Source organism: Lancefieldella sp. (assembly GCF_057237245.1).
The window spans coordinates 1-23,140 of sequence record NZ_DBHHJM010000004.1; the positions used below are offsets into that span (position 1 = coordinate 1).

Below are 23,140 nucleotides of genomic sequence, written 5' to 3' on the forward strand. Positions count from 1 at the left end.
GCACTTCTTTTAAACACCTGAAATGCTTGCTTACACCACTTTTCGGGACACGACCAATAAATACATCCTGAGCTGCATGTCGTAGTTGTATAGATCAAGAATATCCTGAAATGAAATCTTCTGATTAAAGTAACTATGTTTTTTGTCCATAAAGGGATACCAATATCCACTCAGTCTATAGTAATTAATGGTGGACAATATTGCTTTTGCCTTTTGTGGGTCATCAATAATCATGCCTCGGTCTTTTAAAATACAGACCTGATCAGCATAGGTTTTAAAACTTTTTATTAGATGAGCTTCAGACATATAATCACCTTTATAAAAAGTAGGACCGGCCCTGGACTATGCAAAAGCTATAGCGGAACCGGTCATGTTGAAATAATTATACAGGTTTTATCTATATACAAATTTAAGATTTCAGCTTAACAAAAAATTCATAGTGCAAAATGGGTAGCTTACGCTCCATTTAAGCTGCTTCTGCAGGCTAACGTTAGAAGTCTGAGAACGAAGGTTTTCTCGCCATTTTGTATGTATTAAGTACAGAATTCGAGTGATTTAAAGCAAATATTTTTCCTGTTCAAACAGCTGTTGCGTAAAAGTTTTGCGGGGTTGGGACTCGCGCTGTTTGCGGGCGTGGCTTGGCGTATAGTTATAGAGTTACAAGAAGAAATATTGGCGTGATACAAGGCGTTTTTACGCCGAGAAGAGTGTTTATGCTTGCTATAAAAAATGAAACAAACGTGGTGCTTGCGGTTGATACGTCTACAGACATGCTGGCGTGTACGGTCACGCGTCTGACCAGGCGCGATGCCGCTGCGGCAGCCGCAGACGGCGGGTTCGACGTTGAGGTGCTGGCGTCAACGGATCACCTGTGCCGTCGTCAGGCAAACGTGGAGCTTGTGGGTTCGGTTCAGGAAGCGCTCAAAACTGCTGGTCTGACTATGGCTGATGTTGATGCTGTTATCGCAGGTAGAGGACCTGGTTCGTTCACGGGAGTCCGCATTGGCGTTGCTACCGCAAAGGGCATTGCATGCGGCTCTGGCCTGCCACTGTACGGTGCAAGCGCGCTTGATGCCATGGCGTTCAGCGCGTGGAAGGTGGGCGTTCGCGGCACCGTTGGTGTTGTTGCAGACGCCATGCGCGGCGAGGTCTATCCGGGCATCTACCTGCTGGATAATGCTGGAGCACATAGAACGTTCCCGGTGGAGACCGTCCTCAAGGCAGACGCTTGTGTGGAGGAGTGGTCGAGCAGGACTGATAAGGACCAGCTCACGCTTACGGGAAATGGCTTAGTGAAGTACCGTGAGCGTTTTGAGCGCGCGGGTTTCTCGACATACACCGATGAAGCAACGTGGTTCCCAACAGGAGAAGGCCTGGTACGCGCGGTGTGTATGCCCGAGTATCAGCAGGCGGGCGCGGGCGATCCGGCGCTGGTGCTGCCCATTTACACGCGACTTTCGGACGCGGAGGAGTCGGAGCGCAAGCGTTTGGGTCTCAAGGAGCCGGCAACGGTGGCCCTGACCGGCGTGGATGATGCGCTGGCTGATATTCACCTGCAGCTTCGTCCGATGACGGTGAACGATCTGGATCAGGTGGCGGAGCTTGAGGCGGCAACATATGCCGACGCTGCGCATTCGGCCTGGTCAAAGCAGACGTTCTATGACGAGCTTTCGGGCGTTGGGCGTAGCTGGTGGCTGGCTCACGATCGCGGAACGGTTATTGGCTTTGCGGGTGGTCGCCTGGCAGGAGCTCAGTTTGAGGTGGAAGAAGTGGTGGTTGCGCCCGAGCGTCGCCGCCAGGGAATTGCATCCAAGCTGGTAGAACGCGTGGCATACGATGCCCAGATGCTGGGCGCATCCGCGATTACTCTTGAGGTGGAGGAGGATAACGCTCCAGCTCAGGGTGCCTATAGCAAGCTGGGATTTGCCGAGGTTGGTCGTCGCCCGGGATATTACGGTCCAAATTGCGCGGCGCTTTTGATGACGGCGCAGCTGCCTTTGGCGGTTGGTGTTGGCTTTGAGGCGAGAAACCCCGAGCCTCACGCATCAGTGCGTCCGTGGCCTATTGTTGCAGGTGAGCGCTCTGAAAAGACGCTTGCGGCACTGCGCGAGGCGGGGGATTTGATTCTCAGCCTGGAGTCCTCGTGCGACGAGACTGCTATGTGCATTATGGATTCACACGGCGTGGTCTGCGCAAACGTCGTTGCAACTCAAATTGACTTCCACGCTCGCTTTGGCGGCGTCGTGCCCGAGATTGCTTCTCGCAAGCATACCGAGGCTATTGTGGGTCTTTTCGAGGAGACCATGGCCCGCGCGGGCGCGCATTTTGGTTGCGACACGCTGGTGCCGTCTGACCTGGCTGCCGTTGGTGTTACCGCAGGTCCAGGCCTTGTCGGCGCGCTTGTTGTGGGCGTGGCGTTTGCTAAGGGCTTCTGCGTGGCCACTGACCTGCCGCTTATTCCCGTTCATCACCTGGAAGGTCACCTGCTGGCCAACCTGTTTGAGACGCCCGACTTGGAGCCGCCATTTGTGGCCAGCTTGGTCTCGGGTGGAAATACTATGCTGGTACATGTACGTGCCTGGGGAGATTACGTGGTCCTGGGCTCCACCATCGACGACGCCGTGGGCGAGGCCTTTGACAAGGTTGCTAAGGCGCTGGGCTTGGGCTATCCAGGTGGCCCCGTAATCAGCAAACTTGCAGCTCAGGGCAACCCTAAGGCTATCCACTTCCCGCGCGCGATGATGCACAGCGGTGACTATTCCTTCAGCCTTTCTGGCCTGAAGACAGCCGTTATCACCTACATTGAGGGCGAGAATCGCGCAGGTAGAGCAATCAATCTGCCTGATTTGGCTGCCTCGTTTGAGCAGGCAGTTATTGACGTGCAGGTTGCAAAGGCTAAAACCGCTGTTGAGGAGACGGGCGTCTCCGATTTCTGCGTGGGAGGCGGCGTAGCTGCAAACCCCGCACTTAGAGCTGCATATAAGGAAACCTTTGGTCGTATGGGCGTTCGAGTGACGGTGCCTCCGATGTCGGTTTGTGGCGACAACGCCGCAATGATTGCCGTCGGCGCGCTTCGTAGCTACCGTACACAGGGTTTCTCGCCATTGACCTTGGACGCAAACCCCAACGCGCAGCTGGGATTGTGGTCGTCGGATGCGGCACCCGTTGTCCCAAGCGGCATGTAAGGAGGCCATTGTGCAAGACGGATTCATCAAAGTTGCAAGTATCACGCCGCGCGTCCGCGTGGCCGACGTGGCGTTTAACGTGGAGAGCTGTCTGGCGGCCATCGAAGAAGCCGCAGGTAATCGCGGCGCCAAGGTGGTCGTGCTGCCCGAGCTTTGCATCACGGGCTACACCTGCGAGGACCTGTTCTGGCAGGATGCCCTCCTGGACGCTGCCGAGCGTGGCTTGGTTTCCATTGCTGCCCGCACGGCCGACGTCGACGCGTTGCTGCTGCTAGGACTGCCTGTTCGCGTGGCCAGCAAGCTCTACAACTGTGCCGCCGTTCTCTTTAGGGGAGAGCTTTTGGGCCTGGTGCCTAAGCGCTACGTGCCCATGTACAACGAGTTTTACGAGGGCCGACACTTTGTTTCTGGCCCCAAGACGGTCACCAGTGTGGACTTTGGCCTGCTGGGTGAGGTTCCGTTTGGTACCAACCAGCTGTTTGCGTGTGACACCATCCCTGAGCTGGTCGTGGGCGCGGAGATCTGCGAGGACCTCTGGGTTCCCATGCCGCCGTCAAATGCGCACGCAGTCGCTGGTGCCACGCTGATCTGCAACTTGTCCGCGTCGCCCGCGCTGGCCGGCAAGTCCGCGTACCGTCGTCAGCTGGTTGCACAACAGAGCGCGCGTCTGATCTGCGGCTACGTTTACGCCAGTGCAGGTGAGGGCGAGTCTACGACTGATTTGGTTTTCTCGGGCCATGATCTTGTTGTCGAGAATGGCCGTGTGCTCGCTGACTCTGGCGTGTTTGGCGAGGGTATTGCCGTGTCCGAGATTGACGTGCTATCGCTGGCGGCTGACCGCAGGCGCACGTCGACGTTTGAGGTTGCTCCGACGCCGGAGGATTACAAGCACCTGACCACGTATTTCTCGCTGGAGTTTGACGGCGAGGGTGGCAACGAGCACGCCGCCGCAGGTCACGGCCACGACAGCGAGGGCGAGGGCGTCGAGCTTGCAATCCGCACGCCCCTGACCAGGTACGTTGACCCGCATCCGTTTGTACCCGCGATGGATGACGCTCGCGCAACACGCTGCGAGGAGATTCTGTCGATTCAGGCTCACGGTTTGGCTTCAAGACTGGCACATACTGGCTCTGACCATGCGGTTATTGGCATTTCGGGAGGACTTGACTCTACGCTGGCACTTCTCGTCACGGTGCGAGCGTTTGACCAGCTGGGATACGACCGCTCGGGCATTGTAGCTGTGACGATGCCGGGATTTGGCACCACGGATCGCACGTACACTAACGCGATTGAGCTGGTGCAGTCGCTTGGCGCCGACCTGCGCGAGATTTCCATTGTAGATTCCGTGCTGCAGCACTTTGCCGACATCGGCCACAACCAGGACGTTCACGACGTTGTGTACGAAAACGCCCAGGCTCGCGAACGCACGCAGATTCTGATGGACGTTGCCAACCAGGTGAGCGGCATGGTCATTGGCACGGGCGACCTTTCCGAGCTGGCGCTTGGTTGGGCAACGTATAACGGTGACCAGATGTCCATGTACGGCGTAAATGCTTCGGTACCAAAGACGCTGGTCAGGTACCTTGTCGATTACTGCGCGGACGCTTATGAGGAGCAGGGCGAGGACGAGATTGCTCACGTTTTGCGCGACGTTCTGGACACACCGGTTTCTCCTGAGCTGCTGCCATCCGCGGCAGACGGTTCCATTGAACAGAAGACGGAGGACCTGGTTGGCCCTTACGAGCTGCATGACTTCTTCCTGTTCCATGTGCTTCGTCACGGAAGTGGCCCGCTCAAGGTTTTGCGTCTTGCCGAGCGTGCGTTTGGTACAGACACTGACCAGGAGGTTTACGACCACGAGACTATCGTGCGCTGGCTGAAGGTATTCTACCGCCGCTTCTTCTCGCAGCAGTTCAAGCGCTCAGCGATGCCTGACGGACCAAAGGTTGGCTCGGTTTCGTTGTCTCCGCGCGGCGACCTGCGCATGCCATCCGACGCTTCTAGCTCGCTTTGGCTCTCTGAACTGGAGAGTTTGGAGGCGTAAGCGTGCGTGGTAGCGCGTAGTGCGCGTGGGTCGTAGCGTGGTAGGACGTAGCGCGGCAGAGCGTAGCGCGGTAGGACGTATTTCTTAGACGTTCAGTACCCGGCTATTCATGTATATGAATAGCCGGGTACTTTTATGCAGGTGGATTTTTGCTACGAGTAGGGAAGAGGTGGTTTTGCCCCAAAAATGACTCCCAAGTGGTAAAAAATGCGTTTAGTTGGAGTTTACAGAAATTGCGGGATTCTATGCATCGAATCTACCTGCTGTTTTGTTCTGGATAAAAAAATCAGAAATCTGGATAGAATTTTCTACCTGCCAAAACGTGGGTGCATTTTTTCTGAATACTCCATTTCATTTCCAACTAAACGCGTTTTTTACCCAAATTGGACCTCGCCAAAGAGGCGCTCATTTTTCCTATGCAAAATCACGAATATCACTAGCAGAATATGCACGCAGCGAATATTTGCACCAAAAATTATGCTAATGGCAAGAAATCGCAGGTGGATACCACCTGGCGCTCGCGCCTGCCGACGCAAACCGCGTCTACCAGCAGCCCAGCAGCATCGCGCGTCTGTACGCAGCCCGCACGTCGCCCGCGCTCTGCCCGCACTCACTAGTCTGCGCATAACCGTTGACGGCTTATACTGCACGCCTACAGAAAATCTAAGTCGGTTTTGTAAGATTTTCACAATATTTCGTATAAATTGTTTTCCCGTGTGGAATAACTAATAGCGTTGGAAAAGGGCGCTTGGCGCCAATATCGGGCTTGGCCCGAAAGGGAGGTTTTCATTATGAATTTGAAGCCACTTGGAGATCGTGTTCTGGTAAAGCCTGCTCCAAAAGAGGAGAAGACATCCTCTGGTCTCTACATTGCATCCGCAGCACAGGAGCTTCCTCAGCGTGGCGAGGTCCTCGCAGTTGGAACTGGCAAGCTTGATCAGAATGGCAATCGCATCGCTCTTGATGTTAAAGTCGGCGACCAGGTATTTTATGGCAAGTTCGGCGGCACCGAGGTCAAGGTAGACGACCAGGAGCTTCTGCTTCTTCGTGCTGACGACATCCTTGCAGTCCTCGAGGACTAATCGATCGCAGCTCATCCGCTCGCAGCTCGTTTGCCCACAGCTCGTTCGCTTGCTGTCCGATTGCAGCTTGTTCGACCGCTTTTTACTTGTAAGTTCAGCTATTTTGGAGGAATACCATGGCTAAAGATATCGATTTTGGCACAGATGCTCGTGCCAAGCTTGCTAAGGGCGTAAACACCCTGGCAGATGCTGTAACCACTACTCTTGGACCTAAGGGTCGCTACGTTGCACTGCAGCGTTCTTACGGCGCACCAACCATTACTAACGACGGCGTCTCTGTTGCTCGCGAGATTGAGCTCAAGGACCCAGTAGAGAACATGGGTGCTCAGCTGGTCAAAGAGGTTGCAACCAAGACTAACGACACCGTCGGCGACGGTACCACCACCGCAACTCTGCTTGCACAGGTCATCGTTAACGAGGGCCTCCGCAACGTTGCAGCTGGCGCAAACCCAATCGCAATTCGCCGCGGTATCGACAAGGCCGTTGAGGCTGTCGTCGCTCAGATGAGGGGCATCGCTAAGGAGGTCTCAACTAAGCAGCAGATTGCTTCCGTTGGTACCATTTCCGCAGGCGATCCAGTCATCGGTGGCAAGATTTCCGACGCTATGGACGTTGTCGGCAAGGACGGCGTCATCACCGTTGAGGAGTCCCAGACCTTCGGCATCGACATCGACACCGTTGAGGGTATGCAGTTTGACAAGGGCTACGTTTCCCCTTACTTCGCAACCAACAACGAGACTCTCACCGCTGAGCTGGACAATCCTTATATCCTCATGACAGACAACAAGATTTCCTCCATCCAGGATATCCTGCCTATTCTTGAGGCTGTCCAGAAGCAGGGCGCACCTCTGCTCATTATGGCTGAGGACGTCGACGGCGAGGCTCTGACCACCCTCATCCTCAACAAGCTCCGCGGCGTTCTGAACGTCTGCGCAATCAAGGCTCCTGCATACGGCGACCGTCGTAAGCGCATGCTCGAGGACATCGCTGTTCTCACCGGCGGCCAGGCAGTCATCAAGGAGCTCGGCGTTAACCTTAACGAGATCAGCGCAGAGATGCTCGGTCGCGCTAAGTCCGTCAAGGTTACCAAGGAGACCACAACCATCGTTGGTGGCGCTGGTTCCAAGGACGCAATCGACGAGCGCATCGCTCAGATCAAGGCTGAGATTGAGAACACCACTTCTGACTTTGACCGCGAGAAGCTCCAGGAGCGTCTTGCTAAGCTCGCCGGCGGCGTTGCAGTCATCAAGGTTGGCGCAGCTACCGAGGTTGAGCTCAAGGAGATCAAGCACCGCATCGAGGACGCACTTCAGGCAACTCGCGCAGCTGTCGAGGAGGGCATCGTCGCAGGTGGCGGCGTTTCCTTCCTGGCTGCTTCCTCTGTCCTCGACAGCGTTCAGACCTCTGACGCAGACGAGAAGATCGGCGTTGAGATCATCCGCAAGGCACTTGAGGCTCCAGTCCGCACCATCGCTAACAACGCTGGCTTCGAGGGCAGCGTAGTTGTCGAGAAGATCAAGGCACTCCCAACCGGTCAGGGTCTTGACTCCGCTTCCGGCCAGTATGGCGACATGATTGAGATGGGCGTTCTTGACCCAGTTAAGGTCACCCGCACCACGCTCCAGAATGCAGCTTCCGTTGCATCCCTCATTCTCATCACCGAGGCAACTGTTTCCGAGATGCCAAAGGACACCACCATCGAGGAGTCCATTTCTCGCGCAGCTGCTCAGGGCGGCCAGGGCGGCATGTACTAATCCGCACCTCCAAGGAACTTCAATCGGGTCCAGCCTCTCGCTGGGCCCGATTTTTTTGCCGCTGCGCCCACTTGGCGAGAAACCCGTCTTGTCGTGGGCGAGAAACCCGTTTTGTTGTGGGCGAGAAACCCGTCTTGTCGTAACTGCAACGTTTTCCCGCTCAGCGTCCATTAATCGAAATCGTATGAATGTGACGTCATTTGAGCGGAATTATTGGTCGCTACAGGTTAGAATATTTATTTGCGACTACGCTCGTCCATGCGACCAGCTCGCATACTTGAACCATCCACCACGCGCCAAAGGAGAGGAGGCACCATGGCTCAGAACCAGAATCGTAACGAGGAGCGAGATTTTCTCGACGACCTCATTGATATCCAGGACTCCCTACAGGTGCTTTCTAACCCGCTCGACGCGCTGATGGGAAGCCTGTCTATTGACCCAAATTCGGACAAGCCGTTCGAGCCAATGGACTACAAGGAAATCCCCTGGTCAAACGCCAATCGCTGCTTGAGGTGCGCCTCCGGAAAAGCTGAGGCATGCTCTCGCTGTCTTGACGTTTGCCCAGCTAATTGCATTGATATCCACAACCAGTCCGTACGCATCGACGACGAAGCTTGCCTGCAATGCGGCCTCTGTGTTGCTGCGTGCCCAACCGAGACGTTCAATACGCGCCGCCACACGTCCCGCATGCTGTATGACCAGGTAGCTCGCGCGGCCTCCGCGTACGAGCAGTGCTACATTACCTGTACGCGTGCTCTGGCGAGAAAACCTGAGGGCAACGAGATTTGCCTGCCTTGTGTGGGTATGCTCTCAGCCGACATTTGGTTCTCGATCCTTACGGACTTTGACAACGTAAGCGTTTACCTGCCGTTAGGTGTTTGCGACCGTTGTCGCACCACCACCGGTGAGGAAGCATATACCCAGGCAATCGCTACCGCTGAGGAGTGGACGGGCGCCACGGTTGGCCTCGAGGTCGACGGCAATAACCTCAACCACAACTTCACGCGTGCGTACATCCGTTCTCAGTTCATCTCCAACGCGATGAACGGTGCAGAACGCCTGGTATCTGCGTCAACGCCTGTTCTTGCGGGCGCCAAAGCAATCGCTGACCGCATCAACTCGCACGCTCGCTCTTTGGATAAGCTTCAGACGCAGCTTGATGACGTGATGGGCCTGCGCACCACCGATATGAGGCAGTCCATGCTCACGCAGGATCGCCGCCTGGTCATGGGTGCCCTCCAGCACGATCCAGAGCTGGCTCCTTACGTGAAGCTCGAGGCTCCTATCTGGGATTCCAGCAAATGCACGGTTTGCGGAGACTGCAAAAATACCTGCACAACACATGCAATCGACATCGACGAGCGCGGTAAGCTGACCATTAAGATGCCGTTCTGCGTCAACTGCGGCGCCTGCGAAATTGTCTGCCCAGAGCCTGGTGCGCTTACGATGGTGCCGATGAACACTTCTGAGCTGGTTGTTCGTGATCGCAAGGCCGAGGAGGCCGAGCGTCTTGAGGTTTTGGCTCGTCGTAAAGCTCGCTTCATTTTTGACACCGGCAAGGAGCAGCTCAAACACCTGGCAGGCTCGCTCACCGAGGGTTCGGATGAGGAAGTCGCCGCGGACGCCGCTGACTCCGCGGACTCCGCCGACACACAACAACCTCCAAAAGAGGATAATGGGGAGTAGCAAGTAGCTGCGTACACAGCACAACGCTTCTAGCTGCTCGTTCTTCTCGCCAGAAACGCAAGTAACCGTAACCGTCCACCGACAACAAGAGGACTCACATGTCGCTTTCAATTGGTATCGTTGGCCTGCCAAACGTTGGTAAATCCACGCTGTTCACCGCGCTGACCCGCAAGGGTGGCCTAGCCGCAAACTACCCGTTTGCCACCATCGACCCTAACGTGGGCATTGTTGACGTGCCCGACGCAAGGCTCCAGAAGCTGGCCGAGATTGTCAATCCTGGCCGTATCATGCCTGCAACCGTTGAGTTTGTGGACATCGCTGGCCTGGTCAAGGGTGCAAACGAGGGCGAGGGCCTGGGCAACCAGTTCCTGGCAAACATCCGCAACACTGACGCTATCTGTGAGGTTGTTCGTTACTTCAAAGACCCCGACGTCATTCATGTTGAGGGTCGCGTCAATCCTGACGAGGACGTGGACATCATCCAGACGGAACTCATCCTCGCTGACCTAGGCACCATTGAGCGCGCCTTGCCTAAGCTGGAGAAAGAGGCCAAGCGCGATAAGGACCTCCAGCCCAAGCTCAACGTGGCAAAGCGCCTTCAGGAGTGGCTGAACGAGGGCAATCGCGCCGCTGACATGGAGATGACCGACGAGGAGCGTCTTGCTGCTCGCGACCTCTTCCTGCTTACCATGAAACCAATCCTGTACGTCGCAAACGTCGACGAAGACATGCTCACCGAGCCCTCTCCTGTCATCAACGGCGTTCAGTCCATCCCTGTTTGCGCAGGTGTCGAGGCTGAGCTTGCTGATCTTGATCCAGAGGAGGCTGCAGAGTATCTGGAGTCCCTGGGACTTGAGCACTCCGGCCTTGAGACGCTTGCTCAGGCAGCATACAAGCTGCTTGGTCTGCAGAGCTACTTCACCGCTGGCCCTATGGAGGTCAGGGCATGGACCGTCCGCATTGGCGCTAAGGCTCCCGAGGCCGCCGGCGTCATCCACTCCGATTTTGAGCGCGGCTTCATCAAGGCTGAGGTTGCCAGCTACAACGATTACGTTGAGCTGGGCGGCGAGGCCGGCTGCAAGACTGCGGGCAAGCTACGCATCGAGGGTAAGGAGTACGTGGTCGAGGACGGCGACGTCATGCACTTCCGCTTTAACGTCTAAGCCACAAAACTGCTGATAGTTAACATGAAACGGGCGAGAAGATCGATCTTCTCGCCCGTTTTTGTGTGGGGTGGTGTCGCGGGTCGTCGCAGGTCGCAGGTCGCGCGTCGCTGTGGGTTGCACGTCGCTGCGCGTCGCGGGTTGCGAGCCGTTAGCGCTTTGGGGCCTGATCGGTGCCCAGAACCACGGTGATGTCCACGTCGGTGGGATAGGAGCCGTCGTTTGCCTTGATGTTGGCGGTAGGGATGTCCAGCGCTTTTGCAACGCCAACGGCCTTTGCTAGACCGGTGCGCGTGCCGTCGTAGATGATAATCGAGTCGGTTGGATGCTCCAGAGAGCTGTCGGCGTAGGCGGTGTAGCCCTTAGTCTTCAGGATACCAGCCTTCTGAGCTGCAAGCCCTTGAACATCGGTGCCGTTGAGCACGGCAACTTCTCCGGTATAGTCCGGCTTGATGCTGTCCGTCGCGGAGGTGTCGCCCGCAACCGTACCAACGATACCTGTGGTTTCATCGGTGCTTGCATCCTCCAGAGGAGGCAGCGCCTGGTTCACGCGGTCCATCATGGTCTTCCACGCGCTCTTATCGACAATTTCGTACCAAACATCATCGATGAGCTCGGACGTTGTTGGCGTGCGTGCAGAATACATATCTTTGGAGGTGTCCATACCTCTAAACGACATGGCCAGGCCCACGATATCGGTGACGTTAAGGTCAGTGGTCACGCTCTCGGCCATGGTAGACACGGCGCCCGACATAGAAACGGGGTCCAGCTGCAGGACCTTCTTGGCAATGGCTGTCAGAATCATGCGCTGATTAGCCGCACGGTAGAAGTCGCCGGCACCGTAGTTGTCGTATGCGTGACGACTGCGAGAAAGGCCAAGCGCTTGCTGGCCGTTGAGCTGCTGCTCTCCTGCGGGCAGGTCGATGCCCGAGTATTGCATGTCGGAAACGGCAACAGGCAGATTGACCGTAATGCCGCCGATGGAGTCCACAATCTTGGTGAACGACTCAAAGTCTACTTCGGCGTAGTGCGAGATGTTGACGTTCGCCAGCTTGGAAACGGCCTCGACCATTCCAGACGCGCCGCCATAGCTGTACGCGGAGTTAATCTTTTGCTTTCCGTGTTCTCCCAGGTCAACCATAGTGTCTCGGGGGATGGAAATCAGAGTAATTTTCTTGTTCTTAGGGTCTACGCGAGCCAGGATGATAGTGTCTGCGCGGAAGTTTGCGTCGGAATCGCCCCAGTTCTCTGCGCGTCCCTCGTCCTTATCCACGCCCAGAAGCAGCATATAGAACGGATCGGATGGAGCAACCTGTACCAGCGTGGCCTGCAGGTTTGCGTCCAAGCCCTGTCGGAGCTTTGAGTTGGTATCCAGCATCCACCACGCAAACGCTACGCCTGCTACCAGCAGCAACGTTCCCAGGATGCCCGCAAAAATCTTAAGACCGCGACCGCGAGAAGATCCTTGGCGCTTCTTGGAGTATGCTCCAACGCCTTCTGCGCGAGAAGGAGCATGGCTTACCGCACCCGCTCGATGTGCAGCAAAGTGGGTGTGTTTTTGCTGTTGAGCTGGGGCTTCTTCGGGCCATTCGTCGCCAACGTTGGTCTGACCAATCAAAGGCTCGCGCGTAAACCTGGAGCCGTGAGATTCGTGATTGTTGCGTGCAGAGCTTGCACCTGCACTGCGAACGCTGCCCAGCGTACGAGGTTGATATGCGTCCTGATCATAAGCGTCATAATCGTCCTGTGCGAAGTCCTCTGTATCGTACTCAGGGGTATCTTCGTACCTATCACGGCTGTTGTGACCGTGATTCTGAGATGAATGTGACCTTCTGGCCATTGGGGCTCCTTTGTGTTTAATCTGTGTTTTGCCCAATGCGTTTTGTCAAACATCTACTATACGCAATTTTGCGTCTTTGTGCTGCATAGAAACAAACCTGCCACAAAAAATCCCCGCTTCAACGTGTGAAGCGGGGACGTGTGCGAGAAGTTCGTGGAGCTTGGCGCGAGAAGTACGAGCAACTTTTGCTCATGGCGTTACTTACTGCGCAACGCTGTCTTACTTACGACGATCCTTCAGAGCATAGCCAAGCGTTGTAATAACGCTGCCCACGGTAGCTACTGCAACAAGAGCAATCTCGGAGAAGTCGCCAGTCTCAGGAAGCTTAGGCTGCTTCTTCTTTGGCTTCTTTGGAGTCTCTGATGGAGGAGTTGCTGGTGGGGTGTTTGGTGGCGTATTTGGAGGCGTGGTAGGAGGAGTGTTTGGTGGAATCTCGGTGTTGGTAACCGTGAAGCCATCAGTCTGGTTGCCCGAGACTGCGCTGGTATATCCAGCAGGAACGTTCTCTTCTACTACGGTGTAAGCAATAACGTGACCGTCTGTTGCATCGTTGCGGAGAAGACCGCTAAATGTTGCAGCCCAGTTATTGGTCTGGTCAAGAGTGACTGTCTCGGTGCTAGCAACGCCGTCTTTGTAGAGCCTGACGGTAACAGGACCGCCGACAGTTCCTACCCATGTCTTGTTAACTTGTACATCAACTGTTGGGGTCTTCTCGTCCTCAACGGTCTTAATAACGCCGGTGGTTGCAGAAACGGTGAGGTTATACGTATCAGTATTGAGCTGGTAGCCAGCAGGAGCGGTAATCTCCTGAACGTTGTAGGTGCCAGCAGGGAGCTTCTCGGTGGTAGCGGTACCATCTGCACCAGTGGTAATGGTCCAGGTCTTGGTTGGATCAGTGGTGCTGGTTACCTTAAAGACTGCACCCGCAAGCTTGGTGTTGTGGTCGTTCTTATCCACCTTGACGATGCGGATACGAGCGATGAGGGTAGAAGTACCTTCTCCGCCGGAAGTTGCGTTGCGATATACCCAATCGGAGCTGTACTCAGGGTTATCGGAGTACATCTTGATGAGGTTACGCAGAGCAACACCTGGAACGTACGTGGTGCGATACGTGAACTTAAAGCTCTGACCGTTGCTGAGGTCTATGCCAGAAAGGTCAAGATCAAACGACTGTCCATCAGGAGAAATGGTGAGCATACCTGGGGTAATAGGGATGCGCGTAGCGGTTCCTGGGATGGTTGAGCCGTACTCGTCAAAGCGAGCGCTCCAAAGCTCAAAGGTTCCTGGAACATAGGTAATCTCGGAAGGAAGGTCACCGCCGCCCTGGTCGGATAGCTGGTCGTGTAGACGGACGTTGTGGAAGTTACCACCAGAGTAGTTGATGCGGCCGGTCCACTGAATCTCGTTTGCGTTGCCCTCAATAATCTTGCCCCACTTGGAGAGGTACTCAGTACCAATGGTACCAGGAGCGGTGACGTCAAACGTTACAGGAACAGGGCTGCCAGAGACAGTAAAGATAAAAGATTTACCGGTACCTGTCTGAACACGATGTGAATCAATGGTAAAGCCAAGGCGAGCGGTACCGCGCAGGTCAGTGTGGTTGTTAACGTAGTTGGTAAAGACAACACGCATGTTTCCACCAAAACCATCGGTACCAGGGGTGACGTGAGCTACTGCCATGACCTCGCCGGTTGCTGCATCGGTGATGTTAAAGGTAGATGCAGGATGAGCTGCGGTAAACCTCATCTCGTTAGGGAGGGTGACGTCAAAGTAATCGCCCGGCTCTACGTTAGCGTTTGCAGAGGCGTCCCACGTCATAGCAATGGCATACACATTTGCCTTGTTAACAACGGTAGTTGGATTGCCAAAACGATCTTCAACTCTAAAGTCTGTAATGGTTGCGACAACCGCTTTAGGGGTGCCTGTAGCAGCTTCAGTGCTTGCAGTCTCAGCAAAAGCTGATTTTGCCGCAAGCGGAAGCGCCAGGACCAGCATGAAGACAAAACTTAACAGCTTAAACAGTCGTTTGTTCATCAGGACTCCTTTGCAATAGATACGTCTATTCTCACCTATTACAAAGAGAATTTATTTGAGATTCTGTATATATTTATATAGCTTTTTTAAAGTTCAAATATTTATGCAGGTACAAGGAATTTATCGGTTCTTTTTCTGATACCTTTTAAATAAAGTACAGCTAAATTCACAGGTTCTTCACAATTGTTCACAACAAACATTCTGCACTATGTGCAGCTTAACGTAATAAAAATGGATAAATATTACCTCTAGTAAATTCAAATGCTGGACATTAGTCACTTTTTATACGTGATTCCGAATAGGTCATTTTTCTGTATGCAATTAAGGAGGCGAGAAGTTCTGTGGAGCCTTGCAAAATAGACGGTTTTCTCGCCAAAAAAGAACGCCTTGCCACGAGGACAAGACGTTCTTGTAACGTTGCGTGGAGCTGCGCGCCTGTGCTGCTACAATTGCGTGCCAGACTTACTTGCGACGCTTAAGTGCAACTGCGCTGCCCAGTGCTGCCAAAGATCCAAAGAGGACGCCTGCGACAGAAGATGCATCTCCGGTGTAGGGGAGGTTGGACTTCTTGCGAGTCTTAGCAGGCTTCTCTGGAGTTGGAGGAACCTGGGTGTTGGTGACTACAAAGCCCTGAGTTGCGTCGCCAGTAATCTGGCTGGTGTAGCCGGCTACCTCGTCTTCAGAGATGGTGTAGGTAATCTCGGAGCCGTCAGCAGCATAAGCCTCAAGACCTGTGAAGGAATCCTGCCAGTTGTTGTCAGAGCTCAAGGTAAGGGTCTTACCAGTGTCAACGCCGTTTGCAAGCAGGTGAACAGTTACTGCTCCGCCCTCTGCACCATTCCAGACTTTCTGCACAGGAATGTCTGCATGAGCGTTCTTCTTGTTCTCAATAATCTTGATAGTGCCGGACTGATTGTCAACGTTTACGGTGTAGACCGTAGCGTCACGCACATAGCCATCTGGAGCGGTGATCTCTTCGATGGTGTAGGAGCCGGTAGTGAGCCTCTCGGAGGTTGCAGTTCCATCGGCGCCTGTAGTAAGAGTCCAAGAATCAGCTGGGTTAGCAACGCTTGTTACCTTAAAAGTTGCGCCTGGAAGCTGGGTAGTTGCGTTGTCAGCATCAACCTTGATAATGCGGATGCGGCCGACAAGATTGCCGATTGCGCCGCCGGAGTTGCTTGGAGAGTAGTAGGTAAAGCCAATCTCACTTCTTGGAGCACCGCCAGCGTTGGTAAGCACACCATAGTTATGCAGAGCCATACCTGGGATAAAGGTGGTGCGATACTGCAGGAGGTAACGCTGACCCTGGGAGAAGTCAACGCCGCTCAGGTTAAGGTGGTAGGAGTGGCCGTCAGCTGCAATAGAAAGTGCACCATTAGGAATGGTGACCTCCTGAAGGTTGCTGAAGTTACCCGTTCCATCAAAGTCTGCACGATAGAGGTGGAAAGAGTTAGCAATGTAGGTTACCGATGCTGGCAGGTCGCCGCCGTTTCTATCAGAGAGGGAGTCAGAGAACTCAACGCCAGTCATGTTAGAAGCGGAGTAGTTAAGACGAACATACCAAAGTACCTCGGACTCGGTACCGGTAACAGGGCCGCCCCACTTGTTGAGCCACTCTTGGCCAATGGTGTTCTTTGGACGAATAATCATGTTGAGAGGAACAGCGGTGCCGTTAACGCCAAAATCAATGTGGGTATTATCGCCAGCGTTGATGGCGTCGCGGTCGTAGAGAGCGGACAGCGAGAAAGTACCCCTAATCTGGGTGTGGGTGTTTGCATAGTCTGTATAAACAACATGCAGAGTTCCACCGAAGATGCTACCTGCTGCTGGAGTTGGATAAGCCCACGCTACGGTTGCACCGTTAGGATCTTTAACTTCAATTGGAGTTGTGTTTTGTGTGGCAGTGAACTGGACTTTATCGGGCAGAGTAATATCAAAATAGTCACCTTCTGCCACGGTAGATGCGGTAGATTCCCAGTTAATTGTAATATGATACAGATTATCAGTGGTAATCTCATTTACTGGTGTATAGGTATCATCAGCCACAGACATGCTGGTAATTTGAACCGGTGAAACAGTTGCAGCAGAAGCGAATGTTGTCACAAAAGTAACAACAATCATAAATGGCACAAGAAATGCACCTAGTCTGACCAGTACTTTTTTCATAAACCAAACTCCAATTCGTCTTGCGAGCGTGAGAAAATTATTGCAGATAGATACTTAAAAACTGTTACCAGTCTTGGTCGTCACAAAACAATTACATTTCAAGTTATAGTGTCTTTGACCTGCTCTTCTCGCCATATTTTGTGTTTTATAATTGTTAGAAATTAGTAGCATTTCTCGTCAGATTATAGAACTTTGCCGTCTTTTGTTTGCGCAGAATAAGAAGAGTTTTTGGCGCGCGCAATCTCTCGTGGTGTTATCGGCTGGTTGAAGGTATTATTAATAGCAATAAATTCGTGGTAGAGATATGTGTCCATACGTGCGGCATTGCGTTGGCGCAGAATCTAAGAGTGACCGGGAAACCGGAGAAGCGGAGTCATGCATGAGCGAGTCCAGGCCCAAGCAGTTTGTTGCAGTTCTAGACTTTGGTGCCCAGTACGGCCAGTTAATTGCACGTCGCGTGCGCGATCTTAACGTCTACTCCGAGATTGTTCCTTGTGATATTTCCGCAGATGAGCTTCGTGAGCTCAATCCATCTGCGCTTATTTTGTCCGGCGGCCCTGCTTCCGTCTACGCGGAGGACGCGCCAAAGATTGACCCAGAGATTCTGGAGCTTGGTCTTCCTGTCTTTGGTTTCTGCTATGGACAGCAGATTATGGCGGTTACCCTGGGTGGTACCGTTGGACATACCGAGAAGGGCGAGTATGGCCCAGCTCATCTGACCCGCGCAGGGGAGAGTCGCATTTTTGACGGCACCGCTGAGCAGCAGACCGTTTGGATGAGCCACCGCGATGCAGTGTCTGAGGTCCCAGAGGGCTTTACCGTTACCGCTTCTACCGATGTTTGCCCCATCGCAGCTATGGAAAACGCTGCTAAGAACCTGTATTCCACTCAGTTCCACCCAGAGGTCAACCACACCGAGTGCGGTTCTCAGATGCTTTCTAACTTCCTGTTCAATATCTGTGGTTTTGAGAAGACGTGGACCATGGATAACATCATTGAGCAGAAGGTGGAGGAGATTCGCCAGAAGGTTGGCGATGGTCGCGTTATTTTGGCGCTTTCCGGCGGCGTTGACTCTTCTGTTGTTGCTGCCCTTGTCCACCGTGCTATCGGCGATCAGCTAACCTGCGTGTTTGTGAACCACGGCATGCTCCGTAAGGGCGAGCCAGAGATGGTTGAACAGGTCTTCCGCAAGCAGTTTAACGTGCCTCTGATTCACGTTCACGCAGAGGAGCGCTACGCTAAGCTTTTAGCTGGCGTTACCGAGCCAGAGATGAAGCGTCGCCTGATTGGTACCGAGTTCTGGAAGGTCTTCTTTGACGAGGCTCAGAAGCTAGACGGCGTTCAGTTCCTGGCACAGGGTACCATCTATCCTGACATTATTGAGTCTGGTGCTCGTAAGACCGGCGGCAAAGCTGCAACCATCAAGAGCCACCACAACCTGATTCCATTCCCAGAGGGCGTTCACTTTGACCTGATTGAGCCCCTGGACCACTTCTTCAAGGATGAGGTCCGTGCGCTGGGTGTTTCTCTCGGCCTGCCAGAGAACCTTGTCTACAGGCAGCCATTCCCAGGTCCTGGCCTTGCTATCCGCATCATTGGCGACGTTACCCCAGAAAAGCTTGAGATTCTCCGCAACGCCGACGCTATTGTCCGTGAAGAGATTGACGCTTACAACGCCCAGCTCTTTGACGAGACAGGCGATCGTAACTCCGAGCACAGTGTGTGGCAGTACTTTGCCGTGCTACCCGACATTAAGTCCGTTGGCGTTATGGGTGACGAGCGTACGTATGCTCGTCCAGTTATCCTGCGCGCCGTTGAGTCGAGCGACGCTATGACCGCTGACTGGGCAAAGCTTCCTTATGAGTTGCTGACCCGCATTTCTTCCCGTATTGTCAGTGAGGTTGCTGGCGTTAATCGCGTAGCCTACGACATCACTCCAAAGCCACCTGCGACCATTGAGTGGGAATAGCTATTTTCCCGGTTCAGACAGCTACTTGCGACAACTCATAACTATGCATTAAGTTGCAAGGTGGTTGGCCGTGGACGCCGCGTCTACTTCGTCACCGAGACGAAGGTTGGCAAGAACGGTGAACCTGCTCTTCGTGATGCCGAGCGTATGAAGATTAAATGTGCCCAGGAACACCTTGCAACCCTCGGACTCGACGACGACTTTATCTACGACGTAAAGACGACGTATAAGGTAGCGACAATTTAGAAAACTCAATATGCTTGACAAGGAGACCCGAATGAAAAAGCAATTGATTATTGTTGCAAATGACGAGTATTTAAAATATGCCACCTATCTGCAGGGGCTTATCAGCAGTACTGATGACGAGGAAGGAAGGCATGTCGGGACGAAGGACGGCTCGGTGTCTGCGGTGATCTGGGACGAGGAACACCATAAGGCGAATTTAAAGTCCTTGACCTCGGGCAATCCCGTAGTGTTCTTCGGTGACAGCAAGTACGTACGAAAGAACTGTTCCGAGGCGTCGAACGAGTATTTCGAATTCGGTATGTCTTATGGCTGGCTCGGAAACCATGCGAATCTGCGAGTTACCAAGGACTCGCTCAACAAAAACAACGCCCATGATTTCTACAAGATGGCAGAACACTATGGAAAGCGGTTCGAGGAAGAGCTCTCCTTCCTTTTCAGTCCCGAGAAGGACGCAGAAGACGGAAACTCCCCAGACGATCACGCGCTTTTGTTGGCTGAGCTTGCTTTCCCGCCAGCGCTCCTATTCGATCTTGCTTTGAACAGAGGAAAATCGAAGTTCGTCGAAAGGCTTTCATCCGCGATTGATAAGGGAGTCGACATGACGAAGTCGTCGCAGGCGCTCGACCAACAGTACACGCTTCTAACCCTTGTCTTTTACCTGGATGGCCTCAGCAAGTTCTTGGGCGAATAGCATGGACGGCTTCGAGAAAGGATACTCATTCTACGCGGAATCGTTTGGGCCGGCCTTTGCCGCTCAGATGGGAGATGCTTGGGTCGGCGAGGTGGAGACCGCGATAGAAACTCTCGAGAGGGACCTTAATAAGTTTTCGGCCAGCGCGAAGACCATCGATACGCTGAGTGGAGACATCGCCGAGATCTGGCATGCGGGCACCTTCAATATCGACGCGGTGTTGAAGGGAGCAAAGCTTCGAGCAGAGGTTCCGAGGGTCACGGACTTCGCATCGCCCGACATTGTGGTCAAGGCTGGCGATGCGGTGATTTCCAAGTATCAGGTTAAGTACTACCAAGATGGAGCCCATAGCGCCATGGCGCAGGCTAAGTCGTTCCTAGAAGCGTCTAAGACGCCAGGAACGTCGAATGGGGCAGTCAGGGCTATCGCGGCTGGCACCGATCAATACGACGCCGTTTACAAGGGAATGAAGCGTTTGATTCCCGAAGGGCAAGGCGCAGAGGCAGTACGGGCTCTTGACAGGAAAATCTACAAGGAAGCCGTCACGAGGCCTGAGCAGGTTGGAAGACTCGAGGAGACCAGGGCATCGTTGTCTGAAAGTGTCCGCCAGGATGGCGTCGAGTCGAAGACGCTTTCTCGTGAGGCCTCCAAGGAACTCGCAAGAGATGTGAAGCAAGGAAAAGTCGAGCTTGCTTCCAAAGGCGTAAGCACCGAGGAGCTCGTGAAGCTAGACCACGTCATGAGGTCATCGCTCAAGGTCGGCGTTACTGCAGCATTGATCGCGATGGCCGTCAAGGCTGCTCCGATTATTTGTGCGGCTGTGCATGATCTCGCGTCGGGCGAAGGCGCTGACGTCGATCAGCTTTTGAGTGACACGGGTGATGTCGCGAAATTCGGATTCGAATCCTTTGTATCAGGAACGATTTCCGCCGCGCTGACCGAATCCATCAAGTCAGGGCTATTGGGCGAGGCCGTCAAGGGCGTTTCCCCGGGAGTCGTCGCCCTTGCGACCGTGTTAGCCGGAATCGCCCTCAAGGACGGTGTCAAGCTTGCAAAGGGGGAAATTAGTCAAGCGCAATTTGCGGAGGACATTTTCCAGAAGTCATATTACGCGGTGTTTGCATTGGGAGGAGGAACCTTGGTCCAGGGGTTGATCCCGATACCCGCTCTGGGCTACATGCTTGGCAGCCTCGTGGGATCTCTCATTGGAGGTGTTACCTACGAAATCGGCAGCAGTGTCTTCGTTGGGCTTTGCGTGGATAGAGGCATGACCTTCTTCGGATTGGTGGAGCAGGACTATGAACTGCCGGACTGGGCAATCGAAGATTTAGGGCTTGAAGTGTTCAAGTACGAGAGCTTCCAACCTGAAAGTTCTGATCTCGAGCTCTTTGAGCCTGAATCTTTTGGTCTCAATCGGCTTGCCGCGGAGCAGTTCGAGGTTAGGTACCCACGTAGGGGCCTTATAGCGTTCAACAAGGTTGGATATGTGTAAACACAAACAGACGCCTTCAATTGATTCTGCAAGTGTGTAATTTTAAAAGTGAAGATACGAGATGATTAAAAGGCTTGTCATAAGGGGTTCAGGAAGCTTCGAGAATTTGAATGGTGTCCCCAGGATGGAATAAATATCTTGGTTAGCGGCAATTCTGCCGGTAAGTCAACAGTTCTCGATGCTATTGAGTTTGTTTTGTCTTGTCGTTTGCATGGGAGACCAGCAAAGGCGGAGTTGTCTCCATATTGGTTTAATCTACAAAATGTTGAACATTTTTTCGCTGCAATTTTTGCGCGCCGTTGAGTCTAGTGACGCCATGACCGCTGACTGGGCAAAGCTTCCTTATGAGTTGCTGACCCGCATTTCTTCTCGCATTGTTAGCGAGGTTGCTGGTGTTAATCGCGTAGCCTACGACATCACTCCAAAGCCACCTGCGACCATTGAGTGGGAATAGAGAATTCCTTAGTTATAGGGGTATAAATCGTTTTAGAGATAAAGAATACCCCAATAAACCTATAATTTGATATACTGACTCCAATGAAGATTGGAGCCAGTATGCGTTTGTTTCCTAGAGAAAACTACCTGAAAAAGATCCGTGGCTTCTACCATGACGAAGGGATGATCAAGGTCATCACCGGCGTCCGCCGCTGCGGCAAATCCTGCCTCATGCAGTGCATCGCCGAAGAGTTGAGGACAGAAGGTGTCGATGACGAGCACATCGTCTTTTTCGACCTAGACCGATACGGGTACCGATCTGTAAAGGCTCCAGAGCAGCTTGAGGCCCTCATCGAGCCCTTGCTTGCCATCTCGGGGACAAAGTACCTTTTTATTGACGAGGTACAGAACGTCGAGGGCTTCGAGGACGTGCTCAATGGGTTTCGCACTGAGGGTGGCTTCTCCATCTTCATCACCGGATCGAACTCCTATCTGCTTTCAGGAGAGCTGGCCACGAAACTAACTGGCCGCTACATCGAATTCGAGATGCAGACGCTGGACTTTGGCGAGTATTGCCAGATGAAGCGTTTCTTGGGACTACCTGTGAACCCGAATTCGGTCGCGGAGTTCGATGCGTATATCCTCGAGGGTGGCTTCCCGAAAGCGATGGATTACCCTCGGCTCGCCGACAAGCGCGCCTACGTTGCTGCGGTAATCCAGGAAATCTTCGAGAAGGATATCCGCAGGCGTGTGAAAATCAAGAACGTCTCCGTGTTCAACCATGTGCGCGACTACGTCATCAACAACTTCGGCGCCACCACGTCGCTTGCGAACATCCAATCCGACCTCGAGAGCAAACAGGGTGTGAAGGTCAAGCGCGAGACGCTTGCACGATACCTCCAGATTCTCGAAGATGCGAAGATCATCAGTAAGTGCTCCCGCTTCGACCTGAAGTCCCGAAAATCGCTGCGGGGCGAGCAAAAGTACTACCTGGCAGACCTGAGCTTCTACTTTGCCCTCAATACCGACAACCGCATCAACTACGGGCCCGTCCTTGAGAACATCGTTTATCGTTACGCTCTCGCACAGGGTTGCAAGGTCAGTGTCGGACGCATCGGAAAGCTGGAGTGCGATTTCATCCTGAGGAACCCAGAGATGGGCTATGCATACGTTCAGGTCGCAATGACCATCATGGCCGACCGGTCCACCGAGGAGCGCGAATATCGACCGTTCAAGCAGATTAAAGACAACTACCCCAAGTACCTGCTGACGCGAAGCGATCCCATTCAGCAAAGGGACGGCATCATTCATGCCAACATCCCCGAGTTCATGCAGAAAGAGAGAACCTTCTAA

General features: G+C 53.6%; 14 protein-coding genes and 3 pseudogenes. 13 read left to right on the forward strand and 4 right to left on the reverse strand.

All coding sequences use genetic code 11. From position 1 onward, the window contains the following. Positions 1-30: 30 nt before the first annotated feature. The gene (locus tag ACO5GU_RS04375; RefSeq protein ID WP_484930278.1) at positions 31-306 is read right to left on the reverse strand and encodes an Abi family protein; all 276 of its coding nucleotides are present in this window, start codon (positions 304-306) and stop codon (positions 31-33) included. Positions 307-713: 407 nt separating this feature from the next. Between ACO5GU_RS04375 and tsaD the strand changes: the two genes are divergently transcribed. The 6 genes from tsaD to ychF all read left to right on the forward strand — a co-directional run bounded on the left by tsaD (position 714) and on the right by ychF (position 10,914). Then, positions 714-3,185: a tRNA (adenosine(37)-N6)-threonylcarbamoyltransferase complex transferase subunit TsaD gene (gene tsaD, locus ACO5GU_RS04380; RefSeq protein WP_484863981.1), complete on the forward strand. Its 2,472-nt coding sequence runs from the start codon at positions 714-716 to the stop codon at positions 3,183-3,185. Between the two features lie 10 nt (positions 3,186-3,195). Then, positions 3,196-5,229, forward strand: coding sequence for an NAD(+) synthase (locus tag ACO5GU_RS04385; protein WP_484930279.1), 2,034 nt, complete (start codon positions 3,196-3,198; stop codon positions 5,227-5,229). A gap of 791 nt (positions 5,230-6,020) precedes the next feature. Continuing rightward, entirely contained in the window at positions 6,021-6,311 is a 291-nt protein-coding gene (locus ACO5GU_RS04390; RefSeq protein ID WP_313996160.1) for a co-chaperone GroES, read from the forward strand. Positions 6,312-6,427: 116 nt separating this feature from the next. Beyond that, entirely contained in the window at positions 6,428-8,065 is a 1,638-nt protein-coding gene (gene groL / locus ACO5GU_RS04395; RefSeq protein ID WP_313996157.1) for a chaperonin GroEL, read from the forward strand. Positions 8,066-8,380: 315 nt separating this feature from the next. Continuing rightward, positions 8,381-9,751, forward strand: coding sequence for a 4Fe-4S dicluster domain-containing protein (locus ACO5GU_RS04400; protein WP_484930280.1), 1,371 nt, complete (start codon positions 8,381-8,383; stop codon positions 9,749-9,751). A 98-nt stretch (positions 9,752-9,849) separates the two neighbouring features. Beyond that, positions 9,850-10,914 (forward strand): redox-regulated ATPase YchF, encoded by a 1,065-nt coding sequence (gene ychF, locus ACO5GU_RS04405; RefSeq protein ID WP_484930281.1) that lies wholly within the window; start codon positions 9,850-9,852, stop codon positions 10,912-10,914. 151 nt (positions 10,915-11,065) lie between these two features. Here the strand turns inward: ychF and ACO5GU_RS04410 are convergent, their stop codons facing one another. The 3 genes from ACO5GU_RS04410 to ACO5GU_RS04420 all read right to left on the reverse strand — a co-directional run bounded on the left by ACO5GU_RS04410 (position 11,066) and on the right by ACO5GU_RS04420 (position 16,954). Next, positions 11,066-12,754 (reverse strand): LCP family protein, encoded by a 1,689-nt coding sequence (locus ACO5GU_RS04410; RefSeq protein WP_484930282.1) that lies wholly within the window; start codon positions 12,752-12,754, stop codon positions 11,066-11,068. Positions 12,755-12,973: 219 nt separating this feature from the next. Beyond that, positions 12,974-14,788, reverse strand: coding sequence for an Ig-like domain-containing protein (locus ACO5GU_RS04415; protein ID WP_484930283.1), 1,815 nt, complete (start codon positions 14,786-14,788; stop codon positions 12,974-12,976). Positions 14,789-15,250: 462 nt separating this feature from the next. After that, positions 15,251-16,954, reverse strand: a complete 1,704-nt coding sequence (locus ACO5GU_RS04420; protein ID WP_035432532.1) for a Cna B-type domain-containing protein — start codon at positions 16,952-16,954, stop codon at positions 15,251-15,253. Between the two features lie 379 nt (positions 16,955-17,333). Between ACO5GU_RS04420 and guaA the strand changes: the two genes are divergently transcribed. The 7 genes and pseudogenes from guaA (at position 17,334) to ACO5GU_RS04455 (ending at position 23,140) form a co-directional block, all read left to right on the forward strand. After that, positions 17,334-18,923 carry a glutamine-hydrolyzing GMP synthase gene (guaA, locus tag ACO5GU_RS04425; RefSeq protein WP_484867386.1) on the forward strand — a complete coding sequence of 530 codons (1,590 nt, stop codon included), beginning with the start codon at positions 17,334-17,336 and terminating at the stop codon, positions 18,921-18,923. A gap of 54 nt (positions 18,924-18,977) precedes the next feature. Then, positions 18,978-19,169 (forward strand): annotated as a pseudogene (locus tag ACO5GU_RS04430) (restriction endonuclease); the annotation flags it as partial. A gap of 31 nt (positions 19,170-19,200) precedes the next feature. After that, positions 19,201-19,860, forward strand: coding sequence for a hypothetical protein (locus ACO5GU_RS04435; RefSeq protein ID WP_484859465.1), 660 nt, complete (start codon positions 19,201-19,203; stop codon positions 19,858-19,860). A gap of 1 nt (position 19,861) precedes the next feature. Continuing rightward, positions 19,862-21,352 carry a hypothetical protein gene (locus tag ACO5GU_RS04440; RefSeq protein ID WP_484930284.1) on the forward strand — a complete coding sequence of 497 codons (1,491 nt, stop codon included), beginning with the start codon at positions 19,862-19,864 and terminating at the stop codon, positions 21,350-21,352. A gap of 93 nt (positions 21,353-21,445) precedes the next feature. Continuing rightward, a pseudogene (locus ACO5GU_RS04445) lies at positions 21,446-21,655 on the forward strand (hypothetical protein); the annotation flags it as partial. Next, a pseudogene (locus ACO5GU_RS04450) lies at positions 21,642-21,806 on the forward strand (GMP synthase (glutamine-hydrolyzing)); the annotation flags it as partial. The pseudogenes ACO5GU_RS04445 and ACO5GU_RS04450, both read left to right, overlap by 14 nt. A gap of 101 nt (positions 21,807-21,907) precedes the next feature. After that, entirely contained in the window at positions 21,908-23,140 is a 1,233-nt protein-coding gene (locus ACO5GU_RS04455) for an ATP-binding protein (protein WP_484930285.1), read from the forward strand.

What these genes read in the sequence shown, in the direction of transcription:
- ACO5GU_RS04375 (WP_484930278.1), bottom strand. Translation starts at nt 306, where the DNA reads ATGTCTGAAGCTCATCTAATAAAAAGTTTTAAAACCTATGCTGATCAG.
- tsaD (WP_484863981.1), top strand. Translation starts at nt 714, where the DNA reads ATGCTTGCTATAAAAAATGAAACAAACGTGGTGCTTGCGGTTGATACG.
- ACO5GU_RS04390 (WP_313996160.1), top strand. Translation starts at nt 6,021, where the DNA reads ATGAATTTGAAGCCACTTGGAGATCGTGTTCTGGTAAAGCCTGCTCCA.
- groL (WP_313996157.1), top strand. Translation starts at nt 6,428, where the DNA reads ATGGCTAAAGATATCGATTTTGGCACAGATGCTCGTGCCAAGCTTGCT.
- ACO5GU_RS04400 (WP_484930280.1), top strand. Translation starts at nt 8,381, where the DNA reads ATGGCTCAGAACCAGAATCGTAACGAGGAGCGAGATTTTCTCGACGAC.
- ychF (WP_484930281.1), top strand. Translation starts at nt 9,850, where the DNA reads ATGTCGCTTTCAATTGGTATCGTTGGCCTGCCAAACGTTGGTAAATCC.
- ACO5GU_RS04410 (WP_484930282.1), bottom strand. Translation starts at nt 12,754, where the DNA reads ATGGCCAGAAGGTCACATTCATCTCAGAATCACGGTCACAACAGCCGT.
- ACO5GU_RS04415 (WP_484930283.1), bottom strand. Translation starts at nt 14,788, where the DNA reads ATGAACAAACGACTGTTTAAGCTGTTAAGTTTTGTCTTCATGCTGGTC.
- ACO5GU_RS04420 (WP_035432532.1), bottom strand. Translation starts at nt 16,954, where the DNA reads ATGAAAAAAGTACTGGTCAGACTAGGTGCATTTCTTGTGCCATTTATG.
- guaA (WP_484867386.1), top strand. Translation starts at nt 17,334, where the DNA reads ATGAGCGAGTCCAGGCCCAAGCAGTTTGTTGCAGTTCTAGACTTTGGT.
- ACO5GU_RS04435 (WP_484859465.1), top strand. Translation starts at nt 19,201, where the DNA reads ATGAAAAAGCAATTGATTATTGTTGCAAATGACGAGTATTTAAAATAT.
- ACO5GU_RS04440 (WP_484930284.1), top strand. Translation starts at nt 19,862, where the DNA reads ATGGACGGCTTCGAGAAAGGATACTCATTCTACGCGGAATCGTTTGGG.
- ACO5GU_RS04455 (WP_484930285.1), top strand. Translation starts at nt 21,908, where the DNA reads ATGCGTTTGTTTCCTAGAGAAAACTACCTGAAAAAGATCCGTGGCTTC.